27 protein-coding genes, 1 pseudogene and 1 CRISPR repeat array are annotated in these 24,211 nt (G+C 57.5%); of the genes and pseudogenes, 17 read left to right on the plus strand and 11 right to left on the minus strand.

Going from position 1 to position 24,211, the window contains the following annotated elements:
* The first annotated feature begins 17 nt into the window (after positions 1-17).
* From cmr4 to cas6, 6 genes are read left to right on the plus strand one after another with little or no spacing between them, the layout of a single operon-like run.
* Positions 18-929 carry a type III-B CRISPR module RAMP protein Cmr4 gene (cmr4, locus tag AMM33_RS16920; RefSeq protein WP_090142456.1) on the plus strand — a complete coding sequence of 304 codons (912 nt, stop codon included), beginning with the start codon at positions 18-20 and terminating at the stop codon, positions 927-929.
* A gap of 17 nt (positions 930-946) precedes the next feature.
* Positions 947-1,408, plus strand: coding sequence for a type III-B CRISPR module-associated protein Cmr5 (gene cmr5, locus AMM33_RS16925; RefSeq protein ID WP_090142457.1), 462 nt, complete (start codon positions 947-949; stop codon positions 1,406-1,408).
* Between the two features lies 1 nt (position 1,409).
* Positions 1,410-2,795: a type III-B CRISPR module RAMP protein Cmr6 gene (gene cmr6 / locus AMM33_RS16930; RefSeq protein ID WP_228768201.1), complete on the plus strand. Its 1,386-nt coding sequence runs from the start codon at positions 1,410-1,412 to the stop codon at positions 2,793-2,795.
* Positions 2,796-2,799: 4 nt separating this feature from the next.
* Positions 2,800-3,117, plus strand: a complete 318-nt coding sequence (csx16, locus tag AMM33_RS16935; protein ID WP_090142458.1) for a CRISPR-associated protein Csx16 — start codon at positions 2,800-2,802, stop codon at positions 3,115-3,117.
* Positions 3,114-4,250 carry a Card1-like endonuclease domain-containing protein gene (locus AMM33_RS16940; protein WP_090142459.1) on the plus strand — a complete coding sequence of 379 codons (1,137 nt, stop codon included), beginning with the start codon at positions 3,114-3,116 and terminating at the stop codon, positions 4,248-4,250. The genes csx16 and AMM33_RS16940 overlap by 4 nt, the downstream gene beginning before the upstream one ends.
* 29 nt (positions 4,251-4,279) lie before the next feature.
* Positions 4,280-5,251 carry a CRISPR system precrRNA processing endoribonuclease RAMP protein Cas6 gene (gene cas6, locus AMM33_RS16945; RefSeq protein ID WP_194945520.1) on the plus strand — a complete coding sequence of 324 codons (972 nt, stop codon included), beginning with the start codon at positions 4,280-4,282 and terminating at the stop codon, positions 5,249-5,251.
* A gap of 132 nt (positions 5,252-5,383) precedes the next feature.
* Positions 5,384-8,458: direct repeats of the CRISPR family, unit length 36 nt; unit sequence GCCAAAACCAAGCCCCGATATTCAGGGGATTAAGAC.
* 107 nt (positions 8,459-8,565) lie between these two features.
* Here the strand turns inward: cas6 and AMM33_RS16950 are convergent.
* Together AMM33_RS16950 and AMM33_RS16955 are read right to left on the minus strand one after the other, a co-directional pair.
* Positions 8,566-9,876: a type II toxin-antitoxin system HipA family toxin gene (locus AMM33_RS16950; protein WP_090142461.1), complete on the minus strand. Its 1,311-nt coding sequence runs from the start codon at positions 9,874-9,876 to the stop codon at positions 8,566-8,568.
* Positions 9,876-10,211 (minus strand): helix-turn-helix domain-containing protein, encoded by a 336-nt coding sequence (locus AMM33_RS16955; RefSeq protein ID WP_090142462.1) that lies wholly within the window; start codon positions 10,209-10,211, stop codon positions 9,876-9,878. Before AMM33_RS16955 ends, AMM33_RS16950 begins: the two co-directional genes overlap by 1 nt.
* 135 nt (positions 10,212-10,346) lie before the next feature.
* Between AMM33_RS16955 and AMM33_RS16960 the strand changes: the two genes are divergently transcribed.
* From AMM33_RS16960 to cas2, 4 genes are read left to right on the plus strand one after another with little or no spacing between them, the layout of a single operon-like run.
* The gene (locus AMM33_RS16960) at positions 10,347-10,631 is read left to right on the plus strand and encodes a CRISPR-associated endonuclease Cas2 (protein ID WP_090142463.1); all 285 of its coding nucleotides are present in this window, start codon (positions 10,347-10,349) and stop codon (positions 10,629-10,631) included.
* A 37-nt stretch (positions 10,632-10,668) separates the two neighbouring features.
* Positions 10,669-11,709: a CRISPR-associated endonuclease Cas1 gene (gene cas1, locus AMM33_RS16965; RefSeq protein ID WP_194945521.1), complete on the plus strand. Its 1,041-nt coding sequence runs from the start codon at positions 10,669-10,671 to the stop codon at positions 11,707-11,709.
* Between the two features lie 9 nt (positions 11,710-11,718).
* Entirely contained in the window at positions 11,719-12,516 is a 798-nt protein-coding gene (locus tag AMM33_RS16970) for a CRISPR-associated endonuclease Cas1 (protein WP_090142465.1), read from the plus strand.
* 24 nt (positions 12,517-12,540) lie between these two features.
* On the plus strand, positions 12,541-12,936 hold the full coding sequence (cas2, locus tag AMM33_RS16975) for a CRISPR-associated endonuclease Cas2 (RefSeq protein WP_228768202.1): 396 nt from the start codon (positions 12,541-12,543) through the stop codon (positions 12,934-12,936).
* 82 nt (positions 12,937-13,018) lie between these two features.
* On the opposite strand, the gene AMM33_RS16980 is transcribed toward cas2, so the two are convergent.
* Positions 13,019-14,011, minus strand: coding sequence for an SLAC1 family transporter (locus AMM33_RS16980; RefSeq protein ID WP_090142466.1), 993 nt, complete (start codon positions 14,009-14,011; stop codon positions 13,019-13,021).
* 255 nt (positions 14,012-14,266) lie between these two features.
* Complete coding sequence (locus tag AMM33_RS16985) at positions 14,267-14,581, minus strand: BON domain-containing protein (RefSeq protein ID WP_090142467.1); 315 nt, start codon at positions 14,579-14,581, stop codon at positions 14,267-14,269.
* 259 nt (positions 14,582-14,840) lie between these two features.
* Here AMM33_RS16985 and AMM33_RS16990 point away from each other — a divergent pair, with 259 nt between their 5' ends.
* From AMM33_RS16990 to AMM33_RS17000, 4 genes are all read left to right on the plus strand, one after another.
* Positions 14,841-15,167 (plus strand): ElaB/YgaM/YqjD family protein, encoded by a 327-nt coding sequence (locus AMM33_RS16990; protein ID WP_090142468.1) that lies wholly within the window; start codon positions 14,841-14,843, stop codon positions 15,165-15,167.
* On the plus strand, positions 15,167-15,550 hold the full coding sequence (locus tag AMM33_RS16995; protein ID WP_090142469.1) for a hypothetical protein: 384 nt from the start codon (positions 15,167-15,169) through the stop codon (positions 15,548-15,550). The genes AMM33_RS16990 and AMM33_RS16995 overlap by 1 nt, the downstream gene beginning before the upstream one ends.
* Positions 15,547-15,711: a hypothetical protein gene (locus AMM33_RS22065; RefSeq protein WP_194945522.1), complete on the plus strand. Its 165-nt coding sequence runs from the start codon at positions 15,547-15,549 to the stop codon at positions 15,709-15,711. The genes AMM33_RS16995 and AMM33_RS22065 overlap by 4 nt, the downstream gene beginning before the upstream one ends.
* 76 nt (positions 15,712-15,787) lie before the next feature.
* Positions 15,788-16,963 (plus strand): OmpA family protein, encoded by a 1,176-nt coding sequence (locus tag AMM33_RS17000; RefSeq protein ID WP_090142470.1) that lies wholly within the window; start codon positions 15,788-15,790, stop codon positions 16,961-16,963.
* Positions 16,964-17,084: 121 nt separating this feature from the next.
* Here AMM33_RS17000 and AMM33_RS17005 read toward each other — a convergent pair whose 3' ends face one another.
* On the minus strand, positions 17,085-18,017 hold the full coding sequence (locus AMM33_RS17005) for a LysR family transcriptional regulator (RefSeq protein WP_090142471.1): 933 nt from the start codon (positions 18,015-18,017) through the stop codon (positions 17,085-17,087).
* A 101-nt stretch (positions 18,018-18,118) separates the two neighbouring features.
* On the opposite strand from AMM33_RS17005, the gene AMM33_RS17010 reads away from it, so the two are divergent.
* On the plus strand, positions 18,119-19,198 hold the full coding sequence (locus tag AMM33_RS17010) for an alkene reductase (RefSeq protein ID WP_090142472.1): 1,080 nt from the start codon (positions 18,119-18,121) through the stop codon (positions 19,196-19,198).
* Positions 19,199-19,260: 62 nt separating this feature from the next.
* Entirely contained in the window at positions 19,261-19,518 is a 258-nt protein-coding gene (locus AMM33_RS17015; RefSeq protein ID WP_090142473.1) for a muconolactone Delta-isomerase family protein, read from the plus strand.
* An 84-nt stretch (positions 19,519-19,602) separates the two neighbouring features.
* Here AMM33_RS17015 and AMM33_RS22070 read toward each other — a convergent pair whose 3' ends face one another.
* The 4 genes from AMM33_RS22070 to AMM33_RS17030 form a co-directional block, all read right to left on the minus strand.
* Positions 19,603-19,749, minus strand: a complete 147-nt coding sequence (locus AMM33_RS22070) for a lmo0937 family membrane protein (RefSeq protein ID WP_194945523.1) — start codon at positions 19,747-19,749, stop codon at positions 19,603-19,605.
* Positions 19,750-19,758: 9 nt separating this feature from the next.
* Positions 19,759-20,001, minus strand: a complete 243-nt coding sequence (locus AMM33_RS17020; RefSeq protein WP_090142474.1) for a glycine zipper 2TM domain-containing protein — start codon at positions 19,999-20,001, stop codon at positions 19,759-19,761.
* 180 nt (positions 20,002-20,181) lie between these two features.
* The gene (locus AMM33_RS17025) at positions 20,182-20,898 is read right to left on the minus strand and encodes an RNA polymerase sigma factor FliA (protein WP_090142475.1); all 717 of its coding nucleotides are present in this window, start codon (positions 20,896-20,898) and stop codon (positions 20,182-20,184) included.
* Positions 20,899-20,907: 9 nt separating this feature from the next.
* Positions 20,908-21,855, minus strand: coding sequence for a flagellar biosynthesis protein FlhF (locus AMM33_RS17030; RefSeq protein ID WP_194945524.1), 948 nt, complete (start codon positions 21,853-21,855; stop codon positions 20,908-20,910).
* 232 nt (positions 21,856-22,087) lie between these two features.
* Between AMM33_RS17030 and AMM33_RS22075 the strand changes: the two genes are divergently transcribed.
* Complete coding sequence (locus AMM33_RS22075; RefSeq protein WP_194945525.1) at positions 22,088-22,312, plus strand: hypothetical protein; 225 nt, start codon at positions 22,088-22,090, stop codon at positions 22,310-22,312.
* Positions 22,313-22,319: 7 nt separating this feature from the next.
* On the opposite strand, the pseudogene AMM33_RS17035 reads toward AMM33_RS22075, so the two are convergent.
* Both AMM33_RS17035 and AMM33_RS17040 read right to left on the minus strand, forming a co-directional pair.
* Positions 22,320-23,759, minus strand: a pseudogene (locus tag AMM33_RS17035) (FHIPEP family type III secretion protein); the annotation flags it as partial.
* A gap of 13 nt (positions 23,760-23,772) precedes the next feature.
* Positions 23,773-24,211: transposase (locus AMM33_RS17040; protein ID WP_194945526.1), on the minus strand; the 439-nt coding region annotated here is incomplete at its 5' end.

Below are 24,211 nucleotides of genomic sequence, written 5' to 3' on the forward strand. Positions count from 1 at the left end.
AGCTCCAAGGACTTCACATGTTTGAACAAAAAGCCGCCGTTTTTCTGTACGCCGTCAGCCCCGTGCACATGGGCGCAGGCCAAGCCATTGGCGTCATCGACAACCCCATCCAGCGCGAACGCCACACCGGCCACCCCTGCTTTGCAGGCAGCGGCATCAAAGGCGCCGTGCGCCACAGCTTCAAAAGCCTGGGGGGTGACGCCCAGCACATCACCCGCCTGTTTGGTCCCGAATCGGGCAGCGCCGAGCTGCACGCCGGAGCCGTCAGCTTTGGCGACGCCCAAATCGTGGCCCTGCCCGTGCGCAGCCTAAAAGGCGGCTTTGTTTATGCCACCTGCCCGCAAGCCATCGCCCGCGCCCAGCGGCTGCTGGCCCACCTGGGCCTGGCACGCAACTGGCCCACATTGCCCGAAGTGGCACAAGGCAGCTGCCTCACCGTCCACGCCACCCAACTCGGCGGCAGCAGCGGCAACCAACTGCACCTCGAAGCTTTTGAATACGCCGCCGCCGACAAAGCCTGCGCCACCCTGCAAACCATCGCCCAAGACCTGGCCCAAACCGCCATGCCCGCAGGCGACGGCTATACGTTTTTCCGCGAAAAAATGGCCAAAGACCTGGTCGTGCTCAGCGACAGCGACTTCGACTACTTCAGCCAACACGCCATGCTGATCGAGCCGCATGTGCGCATCGACGACACCACCGGCACTGCCAGCGACGGCGGCCTGTTTTACACCGAAAACCTGCCGCCCGAAGCACTGCTGATCGCGCCCCTCTTGGCCAGCCAAACCCGCAGCGCCAAAGAAGAAAAGCTCGACGCCCAAATCGTCATGGCCCACATGAAAGCCGTGCTGCACAGCCAACTGCTGCAAGTGGGCGGCGACGCCACCACCGGGCGCGGCCTGGTGGCCGCCACGGTGCTCACCGCTTAAGCCCAAGGAGCCCAAACATGAACACCCCCAAAACCCTGAGCCTTGGCAGCAAAACCAGCGGCACCGCCCCAACGCCAACAGCCAGCACTCAATCCACCGCCCCCCTGACGCTCGAACAACAGCGTGCGCAAGACGCATGGAACCAATGCGCAAAGTACGAGAAAGAACACGTCAACATCGCCAAAGGCCTGCCCGCGCTCATCATGAACAGTGGCCTCATGCAAGTGCTGGCCTTTTGCCATGAAAAAGGCAAAAAAGAAAAAGGTCTGCCCAATGAAAAAGTAGCCACACACCTGCGCATTTGGCTTAGCCAGCGATTCAAAAAAATTGCGCCCGACGCAAACTTCGAACCCTTTATGCAATCGCTGCTCAAAGCCAACCCCGCCGACTACCAAGCCATCACCACCGAAGCCTTCGCCTGGCTGCGCTGGATGCGCCAAATGTCTTCAGCCCGCGTGAAGCAAGACCCGAAAGCCTGACATGCCCATAGCCGCCGTACCCGAATACCTGGGCAAAGACTTCAAAACCGCTTCCCCCGGCCAGCGATTTGGCGTTTATTTGCCTATCTGGACAGCACGCGCCGACCAAGAAGCCGATGTGCGCAAACGCGCCGAAGCCAAAAGTCGCGAGGGTGATGAAGTAGCAGCACTGCTCAGCCGTGGCATGGACACTGCCATCGCCGCCCTACGTGCACGCGACCGCAAACCACTTGCAGGCCTCTGGGACAAAAACGACTTTGCAGCCCGCCATGCATGGAATGAAGTTTGCGCACTCAGCGCCGCCGACAAGCACATCGGCAATGCCATGACCCAGCGTCAAAACCAAATCTTTGACCACATGCCCCCTGCCCAAGGCCTGCGCCTGCACGCCACCGCCGTGGCCCCGTTCACCACCGGGCTGGGCAACGAACACCCGCTCGAAAACGGCTTTGCCTTCCTCAACCCCTATGGCCTGCCTTATTTGGCCGGCAGCGGGGTCAAAGGCGTGCTGCGCACAGCCGCCAAAGAACTGGCCAGCGGCCAATGGGACAGCCAAGAATGGCGTCACGCCGAAGACCCGCGCCACGAAGTGCACAACAAACAAGGCCAGCGCCTGTTTGATGTCAGCGACCTCGACGTGCTCTTTGGCAGCGAAGCCCTGGACGGTGAAAACCACCTGCGCGGCGTGCTCAGCTTTTGGGACGTCATCCCGCAAATCGAGGGCAACAGCCTCATGGTCGAAATCATGACGCCGCACCAAAGCCATTACTACCAAGACAAAGACGTTGCAGGCAGCAACAGCCCACACGACAGCGGCTCGCCCAACCCCATCAGCTTTTTAACCGTGCCGCCCAAGTCGCAATTTGCTTTCCATGTGGTGTGCGACAGCGCCCGCCTGGCACACCTGGCCCCCGACTTGGCCCACAACGACCGCTGGAAAACACTGCTGACCGAAGCCTTTGAACACGCCTTTGCCTGGCTGGGTTTTGGTGCCAAAACTTCGGTGGGCTATGGGGCCATGGACCGCGACACCAAGGCCGAAGAAAAACTTGCCAACGCCCAAGCCGAAGCACAAGCCGCCGCCGAGCAAGCCGCCAAAATGGCCAACCTGAGCGACAACGCCCGCCAGATCGAAACCTTTGTGCAAACCTGCCAACAAAAGCTCGTTGCCATGGGTGCCAACGGCAAAAAAGACAAAGCCAACACCGAGCTGCACGCCAAAGCCCGCGCCCTGTCGAAAGCCGCCCTTGAGGGTGCCGACTGGACCGCCGAAGAAAAGCGTGCCGCCGCCGAGGCGCTGGCCGAATGGCTGCCCCAAGTCGTGGAAGTCGACATGAAAGACGAGCGCAAAAAACTCAAACTCGCCGTGCTGCGGGGCGAAGCCTGAGCCCATGACCACCTGGTTCATCAGCCGCCACCCCGGTGCCAAGGTCTGGGCCGCAGAGCAAGGTCTGCACATCGACCAGCATCTGACCCATCTGGACACCACACTCGTCCAGCGTGGCGACACCGTCATCGGGACCCTTCCTGTGCACCTGGCTGCTGCCGTCTGCAGCCAAGGCGCACGGTTTTTTAACCTCAGCCTGGACCTGCCCGCCCACTGGCGCGGGCGCGAACTCAGCGCCGACGAACTGCGCCAGTGCCATGCACGGCTTGAAGCTTTTCACGTCTCGCCCAGCCCATTGCCCGAATTGACCACAGCACCATGACCACCCCCGCCCAAATCCAACTCATGCTCGTGTCCGAGCAAGCCGCGCCCAACCTGCTGCCCGCGCTGGACCCGGCCATGAAACCCCGTGAAGCCGTGCTGCTGGTCAGCCAAAAAATGGCGCACCGCGCCCAGGCGCTGCAAGCTGTGCTGCAAGAGTCGGGCATCAAAACCCAAACCGTGCCCCTGCCCGACGAGCACAACATGGCCGCGCTCGAAAGCATCCTGATGGACGTGGCCACCCAGCGCGACGGCCAATCCCTGGCCCTGAACGTGACCGGCGGCAACAAACTCATGGCCCTGGCCGCGCAAGCTGTGGCACAAGCTGCGGGCTGGCCCGCGTTTTATGTCGATGTGGACACCGACCAAATCATCTGGCTCGACAAAACCCGCCCCGCCCAAGCCCTGACCCAGCAACTGCGCCTGCGCCACTACCTGCGCGGCTACGGCTTTACATTGGCCGAAGGCATCGAACGGCCCCAGCCCAACACCGCCTGGCAAACCCTGCTGCAAGACCTGATCATCAACGTCGGCTCCCTTGAAGAAGCCATTGGCCAACTCAACCACCTGAGCCAAGAAGCCCAACGCAGCCTGCGCGTCACCCTCAGCCCCCGACAGCGCGAGCACCACGGCCTGGACGCACTGCTGCGCAAGTTCGAACAAGCCCAAGTCCTCAAACGCCAAGGCGACACGCTCGTCTTTGCCACCGAAGCCGCCCGCAGCTTTGCCAATGGCGGCTGGATCGAGCACCACGTCTACCAAAGCGTGAGCCAAGTCACGGGCGACCTGGCCATCCGCGACAAAGCGGCCAACCTGCAAGTGCTGGGCGACAGCGGACAGCCCAACGAAATCGACGTCGCCTTCATGGCCCGCAACCGCCTGTTCATGGTCGAGTGCAAAACCGCCCGCATGAACCACGAAGGCGACCTCAAGGCCAACGACACCCTGTACAAACTGGCCGAAAACTGCCGCCGCATCGGCGGCCTAGGCACACGCGGCATGCTGGCCACCTACCGCCCGCTACGCGACTCCGAGCAACGCCTGGCCAAAGCCCTGAACATCGAAGTTGTGGCTGGGCGCGACCTGAACCGCCTGGGCGAGCGCCTCAAACAATGGGTCAAACCCAAAGCCTGACCCCCAAAAAAGCCAAACATCGCCACCCCATGCACAGCATCACCCGCATCATCACCACCCTGCAAGCCACCCAAACCGTGGCCTGGCCCCACTTTGCGGGCAGCACACTGCGCGGCGCATTTGGCCGGGCCCTGCGCCGCGCCGCCTGCATCACCGGCCAAAACCAATGCACCGGCTGCCCCCTGCGCAACAGCTGCGCCTATGGCGTGGTGTTTGACCCCGCCGCCCCCGCCCAGCCCCTGCACCCTTCGTTCAGAGACGGCCTGCCGCGCTACCTTGTCCAACCCCCAGCGCTGGGGGCTTGCCAACTGCAGGCAGGGCAAACCCAAAGCTTTGATGTGCTGCTCTTGCCCGGCACCCAAGCACACCACGGCCTGATCGAACACACCCTGCGCAACGCCGTCGAAAAAGAACTCTTTGCACCGGGCCTGTTCAAACTCATGGACACACAAACCAGCCAAACCCACGTTTTGTCGGCAAGCACCGAGACACCCGCCCACATGCACGCCACAACTGGCCACATCACCCTGCGGTGGCTGACCCCGCTGCGCCTGCAGCACCAAGGCAAACCCATCTTCAAAGCCCAACAACTCGACGCACCCGGCCTGGTCCGCGCCCTGCTGCGCCGCCAAATGCAGTGGCAACAAATCACCGACCAAAAGCCTGCAACCACCACCCCCATCGCCACAACAACCCCCACACTTGGGCAGCCCGACCCCATGCATCAAGCCAACGCCTGCATGCTCGACACACGCAACCTGCAGTGGCACGACATCCAACGCCACTCAGGCACCCAAAACCAAAAACTGCCTTTGGGCGGCCTGATCGGCAGCGCAACTTTGAGCGGCCCCGTCGTGGCATTGCAAACCCTGCTGCCCCTGCTGCAAATGGGCGAACAACTGCACATCGGCAAAGAAACCGTCATGGGCCTCGGCCGCTACCAACTGAGCGCTGGCGAAAATACGCCCCCGCAAGCCACCGAATGCCCCATGGACGGATAGACTCACAAGGTTTGGCCAGTTCCTCAACCCGACACCGCAGCAGACCGACATAGGCTCAGCTTTTCATGACCCAAATTCTTTGGCAACTCCCCACGCAAGTGCTTGATGCCATTGGATTTTTTGACGTGAGGAGCCAAAACCAAGCCCCGATATTCAGGGGATTAAGACGACTGGATCTGAATGCCATCGTGCACATAGGCCCGCCAAAACCAAGCCCCGATATTCAGGGGATTAAGACGGGTAAACTCGCCCCATGGGCAAGCGACACCGCCAAAACCAAGCCCCGATATTCAGGGGATTAAGACGCTCCATGCTTTCGCAGTGGTGCGCGTGCTCTTCGCCAAAACCAAGCCCCGATATTCAGGGGATTAAGACGCTTCTCGTCAGCGTCATAACGGTATGCCTTGCCGCCAAAACCAAGCCCCGATATTCAGGGGATTAAGACCCTCGATGCTCAGCAGGTCCTCGGGGTCGGTGAGCCAAAACCAAGCCCCGATATTCAGGGGATTAAGACACTTGAATATGTATAAAGCCCACAAAACGGGCCAAAACCAAGCCCCGATATTCAGGGGATTAAGACCCAACAACTTGACCCGTCCGGGTGCCGGACTCGGCCAAAACCAAGCCCCGATATTCAGGGGATTAAGACGACCCCAATTTCTGCGAACTCCGCAGACAAAGCATCGCCAAAACCAAGCCCCGATATTCAGGGGATTAAGACATTATCTTGGCTCGCTTTGACTCCTCGGGCGTCGCCAAAACCAAGCCCCGATATTCAGGGGATTAAGACCACGCGGTTTGCCTCGTTGATGAACTGAAAAGCGCCAAAACCAAGCCCCGATATTCAGGGGATTAAGACGTCTCGCACCGTGCCACTGTTCGTGGCCTGGGTCGCCAAAACCAAGCCCCGATATTCAGGGGATTAAGACCTTCTGCAATTGCTTCTGCCCTTGCCCAATAGGCCAAAACCAAGCCCCGATATTCAGGGGATTAAGACCCGTACCGCCGCCTGAGACTTTGCCGCCCAAGCCAAAACCAAGCCCCGATATTCAGGGGATTAAGACCCCCTGTGCGGTACCAAGCTCAAAAAGTTTGTAGGGGCCAAAACCAAGCCCCGATATTCAGGGGATTAAGACGTTTGTGGGTTTCCATCTTCTTTGCCAAATAGCCAAAACCAAGCCCCGATATTCAGGGGATTAAGACCGGTTGCGCATGGCTTTGGCGTCATCCATACCCGCCAAAACCAAGCCCCGATATTCAGGGGATTAAGACGTCTTGCGCCGTGTCTTTGGCCCCGCGCTGACCGGCCAAAACCAAGCCCCGATATTCAGGGGATTAAGACGCGGGCGTGCGCCCAGCAGCCTTAACTGCGCGAAGCCAAAACCAAGCCCCGATATTCAGGGGATTAAGACTTCGCAAGCACGGTTGCGCTGTGGCTCGATGCCAAAACCAAGCCCCGATATTCAGGGGATTAAGACGATCATTTGACTTCCTTGGGTTGTTGATTGTTTGCCAAAACCAAGCCCCGATATTCAGGGGATTAAGACTTAGTTCGTGCCAGCGCATTGGATTTTTAAGCGCATCGCCAAAACCAAGCCCCGATATTCAGGGGATTAAGACTGACCCCAATTTCTGCGAACTCCGCAGACAAAGCAGCCAAAACCAAGCCCCGATATTCAGGGGATTAAGACCATGGCAGATAGACCTTTTTCTCGTTCATTTTTTGGCCAAAACCAAGCCCCGATATTCAGGGGATTAAGACTCCAAAAATTGCTCTTTGCTTTCGCAGTTGGAGAGCCAAAACCAAGCCCCGATATTCAGGGGATTAAGACTGCTGCCTTTTGCGCTGAAGCAAAGTCATCGTGCCAAAACCAAGCCCCGATATTCAGGGGATTAAGACACCAAGGCCAGGGCGGCCAGTTCGTTGATGATGGGCCAAAACCAAGCCCCGATATTCAGGGGATTAAGACATTTGACATTTTTGATACCTTTTTAAGTTTCGCCAAAACCAAGCCCCGATATTCAGGGGATTAAGACCACAGATCCGCGCTCACTGGTGCGCACAGTGACGCCAAAACCAAGCCCCGATATTCAGGGGATTAAGACTTGGCACGTAGACTTGGCCGAAACTTGCCATCAGCCAAAACCAAGCCCCGATATTCAGGGGATTAAGACGGCGCTGGCTGCCCAAAAACGCTGGGTATGCGGCCAAAACCAAGCCCCGATATTCAGGGGATTAAGACTCTTCGGACTGGGCCTCTTCGGCTTCGATGGTGCCAAAACCAAGCCCCGATATTCAGGGGATTAAGACCAAATTGTGCGGGCATTGCTTGGGCGTGGTCTTCGCCAAAACCAAGCCCCGATATTCAGGGGATTAAGACACGGGCGGCCGTGCATTTTCCAATTGATGGCAGGCCAAAACCAAGCCCCGATATTCAGGGGATTAAGACAAGTTGACTGGGCCGCAAATGTTGTCGTCGTTGCCAAAACCAAGCCCCGATATTCAGGGGATTAAGACCACTCCTCGCCGTCGAATACCGAAACGGTGTGACGCCAAAACCAAGCCCCGATATTCAGGGGATTAAGACCCAAAGAATCGGCGATGCGCTCCAAGCTGGTTGCCAAAACCAAGCCCCGATATTCAGGGGATTAAGACGTTGAGTGCCAGCGTTACGGTATAACGGGTTTCGTGGCCAAAACCAAGCCCCGATATTCAGGGGATTAAGACATGAATTTCAGCTAAGTCCTTGATTCCAAACGCGCCAAAACCAAGCCCCGATATTCAGGGGATTAAGACTCCGCAGCCAAGGCATCAGCCTCATTTTTAGATGGCCAAAACCAAGCCCCGATATTCAGGGGATTAAGACCAATTTTTGAATTCAACAAATCAACTGCATCGCCAAAACCAAGCCCCGATATTCAGGGGATTAAGACTGAATGCGCTTTGTCAGTTGTGCTACGAAGTTGCCAAAACCAAGCCCCGATATTCAGGGGATTAAGACGGTATGCACTGGCGCAAGACGGTACACAATCGCCAAAACCAAGCCCCGATATTCAGGGGATTAAGACACCTCGCCCCCAGTGAACTGCTCAATGGCAAGGCCAAAACCAAGCCCCGATATTCAGGGGATTAAGACCCTTGGCTTTGGCTGCTGTCATGCTTTCTTCAAGGCCAAACCCAAGCCCCGAAAATCAGGGGATTGCCCCAGCGGGTCTGGACAATGCTCACATCGCAAGACTGCGAGACCGGCACGCTGACACTGGAGCAAGCGGGTCGGGACCCAGAAACCTTATGGGCCTCCACCTCACTCGTTTCAGCCCTGGGCCAGCAGCGTTTTGGCTTCTTGCAAGGCCGCGTGTTCAAACGCTGGCCTGAAATCTGCCAGATCTGCACCCTGCAAACCCACATCGGCCGACATGGCCACCTCTTTCCACCGCACAACTGCGGCCAGCACCTCGGCCACAACCGTTTGGGCCTGCGCTGGCGACAACTCAAAACGGAACGCCTGTGCCATCAATTGCCTCACCGACGTGATCGGCCCCGTGTCCTCGCTCAACCAGGTTTTGGACTCTGCCGCCTTGTCTGGAAACGGGTTCAGGTCAAACGCTGGAGACAACCGCCACAGGTTATGGCCGCTGTACAAAAAGCCGATGTTTTGCAGGTGGTCGTCCACGTTGGTGATCAGATGGTTGAAGAGCAACCTGCGCCAGAGCTGCCTGGCGTCGATGGTGAAATGCTCACACTTCGCACGCATCACATCCAGGATCTCGGTGTACGAATGCTCATCATCACGACGCGCTTGCAGCAAGGTGGCTCCGGACATGTAGGGTATGCGCTGTTGCTCAGCTGTCCTGTCAAAGCGTTTGACCATCGCGACCGGATCGCCATGGACCAACACCACACGCGCCGTCGCGCTGTCAATGCCTGCCAAACGCGCCAGATGCAAGGCCAGCACCTCACCCCGCGTCACGGCACGCTCATCGCCCACACTGGGGAACTTGGCCAAACACAATGCGCTATCCGTGTCTTGCAGCGTGCATTTGGGCCGCATGCCCCCCAAAGATGTGCCCTTGCCCTGCAAATAGGCCAGGTCCTCAACCGTCTCCCGGCTCAGCTCCACAGCGCGGGATGCGCTCAGGATTTTTTCCAGCTCCAAAAACGCGGGCGTGCTGCGTTCGCCATCCGAGACGCTGCGCAGGTAGGTCCCAGTTTCGCTGCGCAAACGCAGCGCCCCAATGCGGCTGACGTCATCCACTGCAGCCAAATAATCCAGCTCGGTCAGTGGTGCCAGTGATGCATCTTTGGCACGGGCTTTGGCATGCGCCCGCGCGATCACCCGTCGGCCCCAGGCGTCTGGTTCGGTGTCGGCCAGCGCCCCCCAAAAACAACTGTCGTTTTGGGTGTGTGGCTTGTGCAGTTGGTAACCCAACACGCGGCTCAGGTCTGGGGACACATCAAAACATCTTGGGTGCGACAACCACTGTGGGCTGTACGCAAACTGAGAAAACTCGCGTTGTCCGTCTTTGACAAAAATGAGACGCCCCACCGGGTTCTCGGCTTGGCCCAAAAAAACATCCAGGGTTTTGCGCACTTGCGCCGGTTTGAACGCATTTTGCGCAGCCATCAAAACGCTCCGGACTCTGGTGACTTGCGCGACTTGCGCACGCGCTGGGGCAACTGCTCATCCATCAAGGCCAGGCCAATCGGGTCCTGGGGCGTGTCGAGCAGTTGGTCCAGCTGACCCAATTCGCCAAACACCTGCATGGCCCTGACGACATGCACCAGCGCCGTGCCTGGGTGACCGGCCTCCATGCGCCTGATCGTGGTCACCGATGCGCCGATGCGCTCAGCCAGGTCTTGCTGAGAAAAATGCCTGCGCCGCCTTGCCATGGAGATGGCTTGCCCTAAGCGGGCAAGGCTGCGCGTGACAGGCATTGGCAAGTGGTCAACTTGATTCATAAAGCTGATTTTATAACGCATTAAAATTTTTAAAACATCATATATAAATTTTAAATTATGAAGTCAGTGCAAAAGCATTGATCGGCAAGCTTGCCAATTACCGCGCTTTCGCAAAAGCCCGCGACACTGACCGGCATGAACACACGTCACCTGTTCCTGGTGGGTTACGACATCCGAGAAAACCCCATTCGCCGCCGCGCCCTGCGCGACGTGCAGCACCACGCGCTGGGTGGGCAAAAGTCGTTTTACGAATGCTGGCTCAGCGTGGCCGAGCTGCAAACCCTGCTGGCCCAAATGCGCCAGCGCATCCACAACGACACCGACCGTGTGGTCTTCATCCGCCTGGATGGCCGCAGCCAGAGCCTGCAACTGGGCCAGGCAGAGCCCATCGACAGCGCCGATTACTTCCACATCGCCTGAACACCGGCACCACAAGCCCACACACCGAAAGCCCAGCATGAGCACCCTCTACATCGACCGCCAAGGCAGCCAACTCACCGTGCAGACTGGCGTGCTGCACATCGCCACCCCGAATGGTGAGGCCGACCGCCGTCTGCCCCTCAAATACCTGGACCGCATCGTCTTGCGCACCGACACGCAGCTCAGCAGCAAAGTGCTGTGCGCTTTGGCCGACAGCGGTGTCAACCTCATTGCCCTGGGTGGGCGCGGTGGTCAAAAAATTGCCCAAATCACCGGCACGCCGCACAACGACGCCCGCCGCCGCTGGCAACAGGTGCTTACCCTCAGCCAGCCGCAGGCCTGCGCCCAGTTGGCGCACGGCATCATCCACAGCAAAGTCAAGCGCCAACGCGCCACCTTGCAACACATGGCAGCGCTCAGGCCCGACATCCGCAAACCCCTGTTTGACGGGCAGCAGCGCCTGGCGGGCATCTTGGCCACGCTGCAAAGCGCAGACACAGAAGCCCACTCGCTGGACCAGCTGCGCGGGCTGGAAGGTGCCGCCGCCGCCATGTATTTCGAGGCCTATTTCAGCGGCTTTGCACCGGCCTTGGGGGCCACCGGCCGCAACCGACGCCCGCCGCGTGACCCGGTCAACGCGGTGCTGTCGCTCAGTTACACCATGCTGTATGCCCAAGCCACCGCCGCCTGCTGGGCCGCCGGGCTGGACCCGGCTCTGGGCGCTTTGCACACCCTGAGCCACGGCCGGGCCGCGCTGGCTTGCGACCTGATGGAGCCCTATCGCCCGCTGATTGACCTGTGGGTCTGGCACCAGTTTCGTCAAGGCAACTTGCGTCCCGAGCACTTTGGCCACGATGGCGCGGGTGCCTGCCTGCTGAGCAAAGCAGGCCGGGGGCACTTTTACCCCGCCTGGGAACAACAAGCGCACCACCACCAGCGCAGTCTGCTGCGCTATGCCCGTGCCATGGACAAGGCCCTTATGCATGGCAGCCCCCAAGCCGCTTGGTCACACCTGATGGACAGCCCTGCCGAACACGCCACCAACACCGCCACACAAGCCACCCAGCCAAACGGATAGGACCGAGCCATGCAACACCGCGCCCTGCACACCCCTGCCATGAACGCCCTGCCCCTTTATCTGCACAACGGCAGCGCCCAGCGCCTGGACCTGGACAGCGCCCAACGGCTGCGCATCGAGCGCAAAGATTTGCCAGAGCGGCGCATCCCGCTGCACCACGTCTCGCGCATCGTGTGCAGCAGCACGCTGGACATCAGCGCCCGCGCCCTCATGGCCTGCATGAAAAGCGGCATTCCCCTGGCAGTGGTGGATACCAACGGCGAAACCCTGGGCTGGTGCCTGGGCGCTCGGCGCAAAGAAACCAGCTTGCGCCAACTGCTGACGCACGCCCTGGACGACCAAGCCTGGCCCACCCACTACGCCGAATGGCTGGCTCAGCAACACGCCGCCACCGCCGCGCAAACCTTGCTTTTGTGCGGCGTTCCTACCACCGCTGCCGCACGCCACAACCCCAGAACGGCGCTGTGCAATGCCCATTTTGTGAAACACAGCCAAGGCTGTGCCCAACAAGTGGATGCCCTGGCCCTGCTGGCCCAACACGAGCTGGCCGCCCAACTGACCCAAGCCACCAGCGCCCCCGAGCTGCTGGCCTGGCACCGCCCGGGGCTCAACCTGATCGAAGACTTGGGGCAAGTGATTGGCCTGCACGCGCACACCGACCTGCACCATGCGCCGCTGTTGCCCGAAGCCGACAAGCTCACGCCCTGGGCCGTTCGCCACTACGAACGCCACGCCGCCCACTGGCAGCAACGCATCGGGCAACTGATGTATGCGTTTGAACAATTCCTGCGCAGCCACTGGCTTTGAAGCCCCTGCACCTTGTCGCACACCATGGCCACCAAAACCCACCGCATGCAGTCCATTCCCCACAGCCACGCACAGCGCTGGCTGCTGGCCCACGACATCCGTGACAAAAAACGGCTGCAACGCGTTTGGCGCTTTTTGCGGCAAGAGGGGGTGCGATTGCAATACTCGGTGTACTTGCTGGCAGGCACACGCCAACAGGTCGAAAACATCATCGACCGCCTGCGTGAACTCATTGACGAAGCTGCAGACGATGTGCGCATCTATCCCCTGACCGAAAACACCCGCATCTGGGGCCTGGGCACGCAATTCAATGACGACGGCAACACGCTGAGCGATGCGTTCATGGACAAGCTCAGAGCGCTTGAGCAAGACACCGAACCCAGCAACGCAGAAGACGTCAAAAGGCTCAACCTTTCATGACACAGATTCGCCAAACCCAAGCCCCGTCAATCAGGGGGCTCATGCAGCCCGAAGGACGGCACTCGCAGAGTCCGACCTTGGCCTATGGCGCAGCAGGCGCCACTTCGGCTTGCAGCAGGCGGCCTTGCCACAGCCCTTGCAGGGTCCACCACAGCAGCAGTGCGATCACCAGGCTCACGCAGCCCAGCCACACCAGCGCCAGCGCTTGAAGCCACGGCACATCGGGCACCAGGTGCAGCGTCAAGGCGGCAAAGCCTGACAGGGGGAATGACATGCCCCAAAACGCGACGCCAAAGGGCTGCGACAGGCTGCGGCGCAACACCGTCAACGACAGCAACGTGAAAAACAGGGCCACGCCCCAGGCCATGTGCACCAGCAAACCAGGTGCCCCGAGCACACTGCCCGACAAGCCCACCAGGGCAGGCGGGGCGATGGTGATGAAGGTGGTGGCCAGCAAGCGTTCGGGCCACAGGCCAAGCATGCCGATGCGCACCAGCACCAGGGTCAGAGCCACCGGCCACAGCAGCACGGCCACGCCAAACTGGGCGGCAGACCAGGCTGGGTGCCCCAAAGCCACACCAGCCAGCGGCGGCAGCACATTGCCCACTACCGGAATGAACAAGGCCGGTGTCATACCCGGCCAAATGGCCGCGGGTGTCCGCCCGGCATGCAGCCAGCGCTGAACGACCCAGACGGTGGCCAAAAGCAGCGAAGCCGAACCCAACAGCCACAAGCCATGGGCCAGTGCACTGGGGCCAAAGAGGGTGACCATCACCGTGGCCACCAGCACAAAAGAGGTGGGCACCGCCGCCACAAACACATGGCGCACCGGGTGCGCCAGGTCTTCGCGCACAGCCGACGCATGGCGCAGCACACGCCAGAGCGTGGCCAGCAGCAAGGCCCCGAAAACAACCCCCGCCAGCACGCCGATGCCCAGCGACGCCCGCCAGGCCAGATCGCCCAGCAAGGGCTGCGCACGGTGCCAGGCCAGTGACAAGCCACTCAAGCCCAGCACCATGGAAAACCATCCCAATGCCAGATGTTGCACAGAAGAAGACGGGGTGGGCTGGCTCATGTCACAAAGGAAGGGGAGAAGTTTTGGATGTCAGGCGCAGGCCCTGACGGTCGAAGACGTCGATTGTGACTGGAATGGTCACGCCACAGGCAGGAGCACCCCCTCCCCTGGGAAACTAGCCTGCTGGATATGGCGTGCAAAGTGGGCGCTGGGCCTTTGTTGGAAGCGCTTCGGTATTTGCCTGAACCCCCACCGCCTGGGCGATGGGTGGTGGTCTGCGAGGGTTGATCGCGGCGAGGGCGACGCCCCTAAGGGTCAAGGGCGAATGGTGATCTCGTTTTTGACCGAGGTGACTCCCTTGACGCCACGTGCAATGCTTTCCGCCTTGTTGCGTTCCAGAGCGTTTTTGGCAAAGCCCGACAACATGACTGTGCCGTTCAAGGTTTCCACACTGATGGAGGAACCGGCGACATCTTTGTCTTCAAAAAACCGCGACTTGACCACCGTCGTGATGCCTGAGTCGTCAATGTAAGAGCCGACCGATTCCTGCCCGCGAGACACCGCGCAACCCGAAGCGGCCAAAAGGGCCAATGAAGTGGCCAATGCGGCCAAGGTGATTTTTTTGATCATGATGAAGTCCTGTCGTTCATGCACTGAAATCGACCCAGACTGCGCTGGGCCACAAACGAGGACCCACAGCACTGTCGCCGCCAAGCCCAAGTCAAGCCCAAGATAGGTCTGCCCGGGTGTGGCGTCAGTGCGTGGGCTTGCACAGGCGCTGACTGGTGTTTCAAGGGCATATTCATCACGGTGTGGCAGACAACAGACATCACCGCCAGTCCTTTTTACAGTGAAGTTTCTTCTTCATTTATTCACTGAAAAGGCCATCATGTCAGACCTCAAAACTCCTCAAGAAAAAATGTCAGCTGTGGGTGCAGACCTCAGCGGCAAAGTTAGCGATGTCATTGATGAAGCACGCCCAGTGCTTCACCGCATCGCGGATCGCGTCAGCGACACGGCGCAGGAATTGGCCCAAAAAGGCAAAGACGCTGCCCATGAAGCGCAAGAGCAACTGGAAATCGGCGCTCATCGTGTGCGCGAAAACGCTGAGCATTACGTCCAAAATGCGCCCCTCAAATCTTTGTTGATTGCAGCAGGTACGGGTGCTGCGGTGGCATTGGCTGTGTCTTGGTACATGAATTCCAACAAGCCCTGATGTTCAAGCTGCTGTTCAAACTCTTGGTGTTGCCTCCTGAATTGCTCAAAGTTCATGCTCAAGGCTACGCAGATTTGGCCAGCCAGGCATGGGCTGATCACCTGTGCGCCTTGAAAAACCGTTGGGTGATGTATTCACTCAGCGCACTGAACTTGCTGCTGGCTTTGATTTTGGGCGGTGTGGCCTTGTTGTTGTGGAGTGCATTGCCCCTGAACGACGCGCCGCATGCCTGGGTCTTGCTGGCCTTGCCATTGATCCTTTTGGGCCTCAGTGGACTGTGCTGGGCTTGGGCTCGCAGCGTGCAAGTACGCCCATTCATGGACGACATCAAATGCCAAATTCAGCTGGACCTTCTGGCGATCCAACAAGCGCAAACGTCATGAGTCACGACTTGACGCCCGCGCAGCGTCTGGCTGTTTCACGCGCCAGATTGGTGGACGCTTTACGCGACCCGGCGTGGCTGATTCTGGTGCAACGCTGGCTACAGGCCAAAGCCCGAGCGGCTTCGCATCAGCCCCCAGCCGAACGCGACGCAGCACCGTGAAGCCCGAAGCACGGAGGTCTTCTGTACCTCCTCCCTTTTCGACACAGGCATTTCGCCTTTTTTTGGAGCAAGAGAAATGAAAAACTTGATTTTCACAACCCGACCAGCATTGCTGGTCTTGTCTGTTCTTGCCAGCGCCATGGTGCATGCCCAAGACGTGACCCCCAACACGGGCATGTATTTGGGTCTCAGCGCGGGCGATTCCAAAGCGTACTTTGACAGCCGTCGCAAGGCAGAAGAACTGGGCCTGACCACCAGGACCCTGACGGAAGACCGCCGGGACACGGGCTACAAGGCCTTTGTGGGTTTTCCCATGAGTCCTTTTTGGGCGATTGAAACCGGTTACTTTGATCTTGGCCGTTTTGGATATTCCTCTAATACCACGCCTGCAGGGACCTTGTCGGGTACTTCGCGCATCAGAGGTCTGAACCTGGATTTGGTGGGCACTTTACCCATCACTGACCGCTGGTCTTTGCTGGGACGTGTGGGCGCAGCCTATGCTGAAACGAAAGACAGCTTCAGTGGCTCCGGTGCTGCAGCCAGTGGCACTTCCTCAAAAACCAATAACGACACCAACTACAAGTACGGCTTTGGCACGCAATACGCCTTCAGCCCAGCCCTGACCATGCGTCTGGAAGCTGAGCGTTACCGAGTCGACAATGTCATGGGCAAACGAGCCGATGTGGATTTAGTCTCGCTCGCTTTGATTTATCGCTTTGGCGGCCCCGTGCAAAGCACGCCCGTGGCCTACACCCCGGCCCCGTATGTGGCCCCGGCCCCCGAACCCGTGGTGGCACAGGCACCCGTGGTGGCGCCACCAGAGCCACCACCTCCCCCTCCAGCGCCTGCACCCAAGCCTTGGGTCAAGGTGAAGTTGGAGGCCGACTCCTTGTTTGGTTTTGACCAAGACAGCCTGCAAGCCGATGGCAAACAAGCTTTGGACAAACTGCTTGAGGAGCTTAAAACCGTCAACGTCGAGGCGATCCAGATCACGGGGCACACCGACCGTTTGGGCAGCAAGGCATACAACCAAAAGCTGTCCACAAAGCGCGCCGAAGCGGTGAAAAATTATCTGGTACAAATCGGTGGCATCCCCGCCAACAAAGTCACGGCAACCGGTGTGGGCTCCAGCCAGCCCGACACCCAACCCGGCGACTGCAAAGGCAACAAGGCCACCCAAGCCCTGATCACTTGTCTGCGCGCTGACCGTCGTGTTGAAGTGGAAGTCACAGGATCACAACAACAACGCTGAGCACCTTGAAAAAAAGCCTGCACCTGGTGGGAGGTGCAGGCTTTTTTCATGTCCAAACACATTCCCGCTTGGATAATTTTTTGGTAAATCCATAAACGTCTGTTGCGCAGCTTTGCTGATGTCAGCGAGCACTTGACCCCGGCGTAGGCAGCCCATTCAAACCCACCTGTTTTTCGGCGTAGACATCACATAAAAACCGCACAAAAGCGGCCACTTTGCTACTGACCAAACGGCGAGACGAATGCAGGATCCAGATTTCTACGGTGCGTTCAGGCACCTCACCCCAGCACACCAGTCTTCCTTGCGCAATATCTTCTTCAATGAAATTCCTCGCCAAAATGGCTGCACCTATGCCCACGATCGCGGCGTCTCGGATGGTGATGGGGTTGGGCAATCTGAGGACAGCGTGTCGATAAAGGGTCTGAGTGACTTCGCCGCTGCGAAGGGTCCATGTGCCGCTGTCGGGCATGCCAATCCCAACAATAGCGGGAATGCTGGGCATGGGGTCCGAAGCAGTACTCGCTTTTGGAAAAGCCAGCGATGGGGCTGCAACGACCGCAAGCCTGTCGCGAAAGAAACACCGCCCGACCAACTCGTCGTCAGGCTTGGGGTTGACGCGGATCACCACGTCGTAGCCGTCCGCGATCAAGTCGACGGCATGGTCTTCCACCGTGACTTCTACTTGAACGTCAGGATAGCGAGCTGCAAACTCGGCGGCCAGCCTACCGATGGCTGCATTGCCAAATGTGACAGGCGCACTGACGCGCAACCGCCCCCTTGGCTCGCCCCGACCTTCGGTCAATTCTTGCGCAGCATCCGATACTTCTTCCAGCAAACCTGCCGTTCGGTTGTACAGGGTTTTGCCCTCTTCAGTCAGCCGAAATGAACGGCCCACGCGCTCCAGCAAGCGCACCCCTATACCCTCTTCAAGTTCGGCAACATGCCTGGATAAAGAAGCTTTGGAGCGACCACTGGAGCGACTGGCTTTGCCAAAGCCCTCGTGACGGGCAACCAGATTGAAATCTGCCAGGGCTTGGAAATTTAACTGTTTCAAATTTGAAACTTTCCGTATTGATTTTGACTATATATTTTAAAAATGATACAGCATACGATCTGTCCATTGAACTTTTACTTCATCACTTCAAAGGATTTATCGTGTCGACAGAAAACCTATTGAGACCCTTCAGCCATGGGCCATTTGAATTCAAAAACCGCGTATTCATGGCCCCCATGACGCGCTCGCGTGCCGCAGAGCGCGTGCCTAACGAACTGATGGTTCAGTACTACACACAACGTGCATCGGCAGGCCTGATCATCACCGAAGGCACCCAAGTGAGTGAGCAGGGCATCGGTTATGTCTTCACGCCGGGCATTCATACGCAAGCGCAAATTCAGGGATGGAAACGTGTCACTGACGCTGTTCACGGTGCAGATGGCTTGATCTTCGCTCAGTTGTGGCATGTGGGTCGTGTCTCTCACCCTGAATTCCACGGCGGCAAGCTCCCCCTGGCACCTTCGGCCATTGGTTTTCAAGGACAGGTCTATACCCCACAAGGCCCCCAAGACACGGTGACCCCGCAAGCCATGACGCTTGACGATATCCAGCAGGCAATTGCGCAGTTCAAGGTGGGCGCACAGGCTGCCAAAGATGCAGGATTTGACGGGGTTGAAATCCATGGCGCTTTTGGTTATTTGCCGGCCCAATTCTTGGAAGATGGCTCCAACCAACGCACCGATGAATATGGTGGCTCCATTGAAAACCGTGCCCGCTTTTTGCTGGAAGTCACCGATGCCGTGATCGCCGTTTGGGGTGCAGATCGGGTTTCTGTGCGACTGTCGCCTCGCATTCCTTACAACGGTATGAGCGACAGCCAGCCAGAGCAAACCTATTTGTATGTGGTTGAGCAGCTCGAAGCGCGCAAGCTGGGCATTTTGCATTTCATGGAACCGGCGCAACTGCCTGAAGGCGTGAGCCCCTTGGCACCACGCGTGCGCCAACGGTTTACAGGTTTGCTTTTGCTCAATACAGCTTATGACCAACACAGTGCCGCAAAAGTCATTGATCAAGGGGGCGCTGATGCGGTGTCGTTCGGGGCGATGTTCTTGGCCAATCCCGACTTGCCCGAACGCTTCAAACGCGGTGCACCGCTCAACCAGCCTGATCGCGCCACCATGTACGGTGGCCAGGCCCAAGGATATGTGGACTATCCCACGCTCGACCCAGCAAACGCCTAATTTTTGGTTCGCCCATCAAGGTTCACCTTCATTCAACACCCTGCCAATAAGGCGAAAAAACAATGCAAAAGTTCATGGTGGATATTTTGTTGCAAGGCTTGGACAACGACACCCGCATGCGCTTGCTGCCCGCAGAGCAAGCCATGGTCAAGACTTGGGAGGCAGATGGCAGCTTGCTGGCCTCGTACATCAAACACGATGTCGCAGGCATTTACCTGGTTCTGATTGCGCAAGATGCTCAAGAAGCGGACGCAAAACTTTCAAAGTTGCCGTACTACCCGTACATGAAGATTGAAATAACGCCATTGCGTGTGATCTAACACCGCCTTGACCGACTTGGTGCCTGCGCAGCAGGCACCAAGGTCAGACTTTGCGAATGCCGACCGATGGGTGCAACCAATTTTTCAAAGGCGCCTGCCCTGTATCAAACGCACCAAAATCACCACAACGGCAATGACCAGAAGAATGTGGATGAACCCTCCCATGGTGTAGGAAGACACCAAGCCCACCAGCCACAGCACCAGCAAAATAACGGCAATTGTTTCGAGCATGTTGGCAACTCACTTCTTGGGTGCGTCTTTGGACTTGTCAATTTCATGACCAATCACGCCGCCCACAGCAGCGCCGCCGACGGTGCCCGTTGTGCTGCCGCCAGTCAGGATCGAGCCCCCAATGGCCCCCACGCCAGCGCCGATAGCAGTATTTTTTTCCTGCTGAGACATGCCTGCACAGGCGGCCAGGCCCATGGCTGCGGTGGCCAAGGTCACAGCGCTCATGAATCGGTAGAAGTGTTTCGTTGACATTGCTGAACTCCTTGTCGTGATCGGTGATTGCCTGGACCCTGCCCACACCAACACAGCGCAAACAGGCCAAGGCCGTTCAGCATAGAAACGGACGATGCAGACGTCTGTGCCTTCACACACCTTGGCGCCATAAACGCCTGCTTCACATGAAGCGACTCGTGAGTCAGCATCGAATGGAGTTCAGCTGCTTTTCAATTTCTGCCTCAGCCGAGCAATCGTTTGGCTGTGCAGTTGACAGACACGGGAGTCGGTAATACCCAGAACTGCGGCCATCTCCTTGAGGTTCATCTCGTGTTCGTAGTACATGCTCATGATGTGCTGCTCTCGCTCAGGCAAAAGACCGATGGCATCGACCAAGGCCTGTCTCATTTTTTGTTTTTCAAGCAAATGCAAAGGATCGGCCTCCGAGTCGCTGATGAAACGGTCCAAAAAACCATCGTCGCCATCGACCTGCCCCGTCAATTCATCCAAATAAAGCAACTGGATTCCACGAGACTTTGAAAGCATCTCTTGATAAGCGCTCAGGGTGATGCCCAGTTCATTGGCGATCTCCTGCTCGCCAGGCTCTCGACCTAGTTTTTGCTCAGTTTTTTGGATCGCTTTTTCAATGCTTTTGTGCTCTCTGCGTGAAGTGCGTGACATCCAGTCCGTGCTGCGCAACTCATCCAGGATCGCTCCTCGGATGCGTTGATTGGCATAAGTTTCAAACTGTGCCCCATGCTGGCTGTCGTACTTGGCAATCGCATCGGCCAAGCCCATCATGCCCACTTGAATCAGATCGTCCACCTCGACGCTGGCAGGCAGCTTGGCGTGTATGTGGTGTGCAATGCGCTTGACCATCAAACTGTGTTGCTTGAGCAAGCTGTTGATATTGGGCTGGCCCTTGAAGTTGTACATCGTGCAGGATCAAAGCCGGTTGTCTGTCAGCGCTCTTTGCCGCCGACTTGCGCGAGGTTTGGCAAACAAATTTTGGAGCTCCGAATCTTGCAAGTCGATGTGGATTTTTTGAGTTGTTCGCAACGATTGCGAAACCCAATGCAGTGGATTTGCCCGTGACCAGTTTTGCGCCAATGGCTGGTCTTGAGTGCAGCCGCGCACCACCACTTGATTCAAAATCAACATGTCCAAAAGTGGGCCTAGTTTGAAGGCTTCGTCCATGTGACTCAGAAGTGCACCCGCCAAAACGCAGTTCTCAAAAGCTTTCAAACTGGCTTGATTCACCTCGACTTGGGCCGTGGCGTTCAAGACCAACAGGCGGTGCAAATTTGGCATCAAAGGTTTGGCTTGTTTGGAGGGCGGTTTGCTGTTGTGAAGTGAAATTCCAGGGGTGTCCACCAACACCAGGTGTTTGTTGTGCCACAGGTTCAACAGGTCATTGACTGCGGCCACATCGTGTGCCAAATGTGCGACAACTCCTGTGTCCCGGGTGAGTTGCCGCAAGGTCTCATTGCCCAGCATGGCACGGGTGTCCAGTGTGACCAAGCCTACGCTGGCGGGGCCATGCATTACCGCGCATTGCGCCACCAAACTGGCTACAGCCGTTGTTTTGCCAACGCCTTTGCTGCCCACGACCAACATTTGACCGCCTTGCTCAATCAAACTCGGACCTGCCAAATCGGTTTGAACACAGCGCGACAAATGCTGTGCAACGGCTTGCATGTCGGCGCGAAGCTTGACCAATCCACCCTGGGGCAGTTGTTCCAGAATCTCACGGATGAGTTTGGAAGAGTAACCCGCATGCAACAGACGATGCGTTAAATCCGCATGCGCCGGTTTCTGCTTGGTTTGCGACAACCATGCCATGGTGCTAAATCGTTCCTCCACCATGGCCCTGAGATCTTTCAACTCCGACATCAGGTTGGGGGTGGACGTTGTCGCTGTAGGGTCCAGGTTTTTCCATTCATTACGCAAATCAAGCGCTGGAGAGATCGCTTCCGTGTTCTCCATGCTGCGGCCAGTTGCGTTTAATTTTTGTGGGCTCTCCGATGTCGCCATGTGACTGGCGTCTTGCTTTCTTTGATTGTTCTCTTGATGCTGTTTGCGCAAAAGCCTTTCTCGCACAAAATCTTGAAATGACAACGTGCTCATGGCCATTGCTTCGGTGCCGTTGGCAACGCTGGTTCTTTCGTCATTCGCTGGTGTTGACGTTTGCTTTGGCAAAGGCAAACTCGGTGGTGCAGACTCTTGTGCTGCGGCCGTGATCTCCACACCACCAGGCACATCGCGGTTGGACAAAATCATGGTGGCCTCACCAAATGCCAGTCGCGCCTTATTCATGGCGGCCCGGGCGTTTGGTGCTAAAAATTTTTGAATATTCATCATGTGTTACCTCTCAAAATCGGGCCTATTCGAATGCTGTGGGTTTCAGGTATTTCACTGTGGGCCAAAACCTGTAGACGGGGCACAATGCGCCGCAGCAGTCGCGCAATTTGTAAGCGGATAGGGTCAGGAACCAAAAGACAAGCGGGCATACCGTTGTCCTCTTGCTGGCGGCTCAATTCAATGGCTGATTTGCTCAACATATCGGCCACCCCAGGGTCCAGGGCTTGACCACCGTTGGGGTTGGTCAGTGCCTGCATCAGCATTCGCTCCAACGCGGGGTCCAAGGCCATGACTTCGAGTTCGTTCACAGTCCCATAAATGTGCTGAACAATTGCGGGCGCCAATGCAATTCGAATTTTTCGGGACAGTTCTTCTGGATCAGTGATCTGACTAAATTCAGCCAAGGTTTCAATGATGGTGCGCATGTCTCGGATGTGAACAGATTCGTTCAATAGCAACTGCAATACTTTTTGAAACACTGGGATTGAAATCGATTTCGGCACCACTTCTTCAATCAGTTTGGGAGCCAATGCAGTGATGTGCTCGACCAATTGCTGAGTCTCCGTGCGGCTGAGCAGCCGTGCAGCATTGATTTGCATCAAGTGTGAAAGGTGTGTGGCCATGACGGTTTCACAATCCACCACCGTAAATCCGAGTGACAATGAGTTTTCGACTTGGTTCTCATTAATCCAAAATGCAGGCAGACCAAAAGCAGGGTCTGTGGTCGGGTTTCCGATCAAGGGCACACTGACCCCGCCTGGGTTGATGGCCAAGTGCTGACCCGGAAACGCCTCGCCGCTTGCAATGACGACGCCCCGCAGTGTGATGTTGTAAGCACTGGGCTTGAGATCTAAATTGTCTTTGACATGCACAGAAGGCGGAAGAAAGCCCATTTCTTGGGCAAATTTTTTCCGTACACCTTTGATTCGACTGAGCAAATCACCTTGTCTGTCTTTGTCCACCAGAGTGATCAACCTGTAGCCCAACTCCAGTCCAAGCGGATCGACGGGTTGCAGATCGTCCCAGCTCGCTTCACTGTCAACAGGGACTGGTGCTGTGCTGGAGTTTTCCAAGTTCAGGATGGGTTTTTGAGACTTTCGCCAGGCCGCAAATGCAATCAAACCACCGATGGGGAAAAAAACCAGCAGTGGCATGCCCGGTATCAGACCCAGCACCACTAACAAGCTTCCCGTAACGCCCAGCACGAGGGGCGAACCTAACATTTGCTCAGCCACTTGCCGGCCAACATCTTGCTCATTGCCAACGCGTGACACCACCATGGCCGCAGAGATGGAAATCAACAAGCCTGGAATTTGAGCGACCAGTGCATCTCCTACAGCCAACAAAATATAAGTGTTGGCAGCCTGATTGGCACTCAAGTCGTGTTGCAACATGCCGATGGTCAATCCGCCAATGATGTTGATGAACAAAATCAGGCTCTGATGAATTTCAAGTGGGTTGCCCAGCATGAGGATTGATAGCGTGGAAGTCGAGTCTCCCGGCGATCAAGAAGATGACAGTCTTGATCGTTGTGATTCGCGTAAACCCACGCGCACGACGCTTGGATGCCTGGAACAAACCGTTGATGGCTTCGAGGAATCCGTTGGTCTGGCGTGTCTGCGCCCAGGCCACGATGCCTTCCATATGAGCGCGGATCATCTTGGCAACGTCCTTCATCGGTTCGACCTTGGAGCGCATCACGCATGTGCACCAGTGATCCAGCATGGTTCGCACAACGTTGATCTGCTTTCGATCAAGGATCTCACGCAACTGCTCTTTGTAGGACCACGCCCTGGCCGTGCGTTTGACGGTCATCTTGGCCATCAACGCATCCAGTTCAGCTGCCGCCTCCGGTTTGAGCTTGGCTGTGTCTTTGAGCAAAGTCCAG

Origin of the sequence: Limnohabitans sp. DM1, from assembly GCF_001269385.1 — a bacterium.
Lineage (GTDB): Bacteria > Pseudomonadota > Gammaproteobacteria > Burkholderiales > Burkholderiaceae_C > Limnohabitans_A.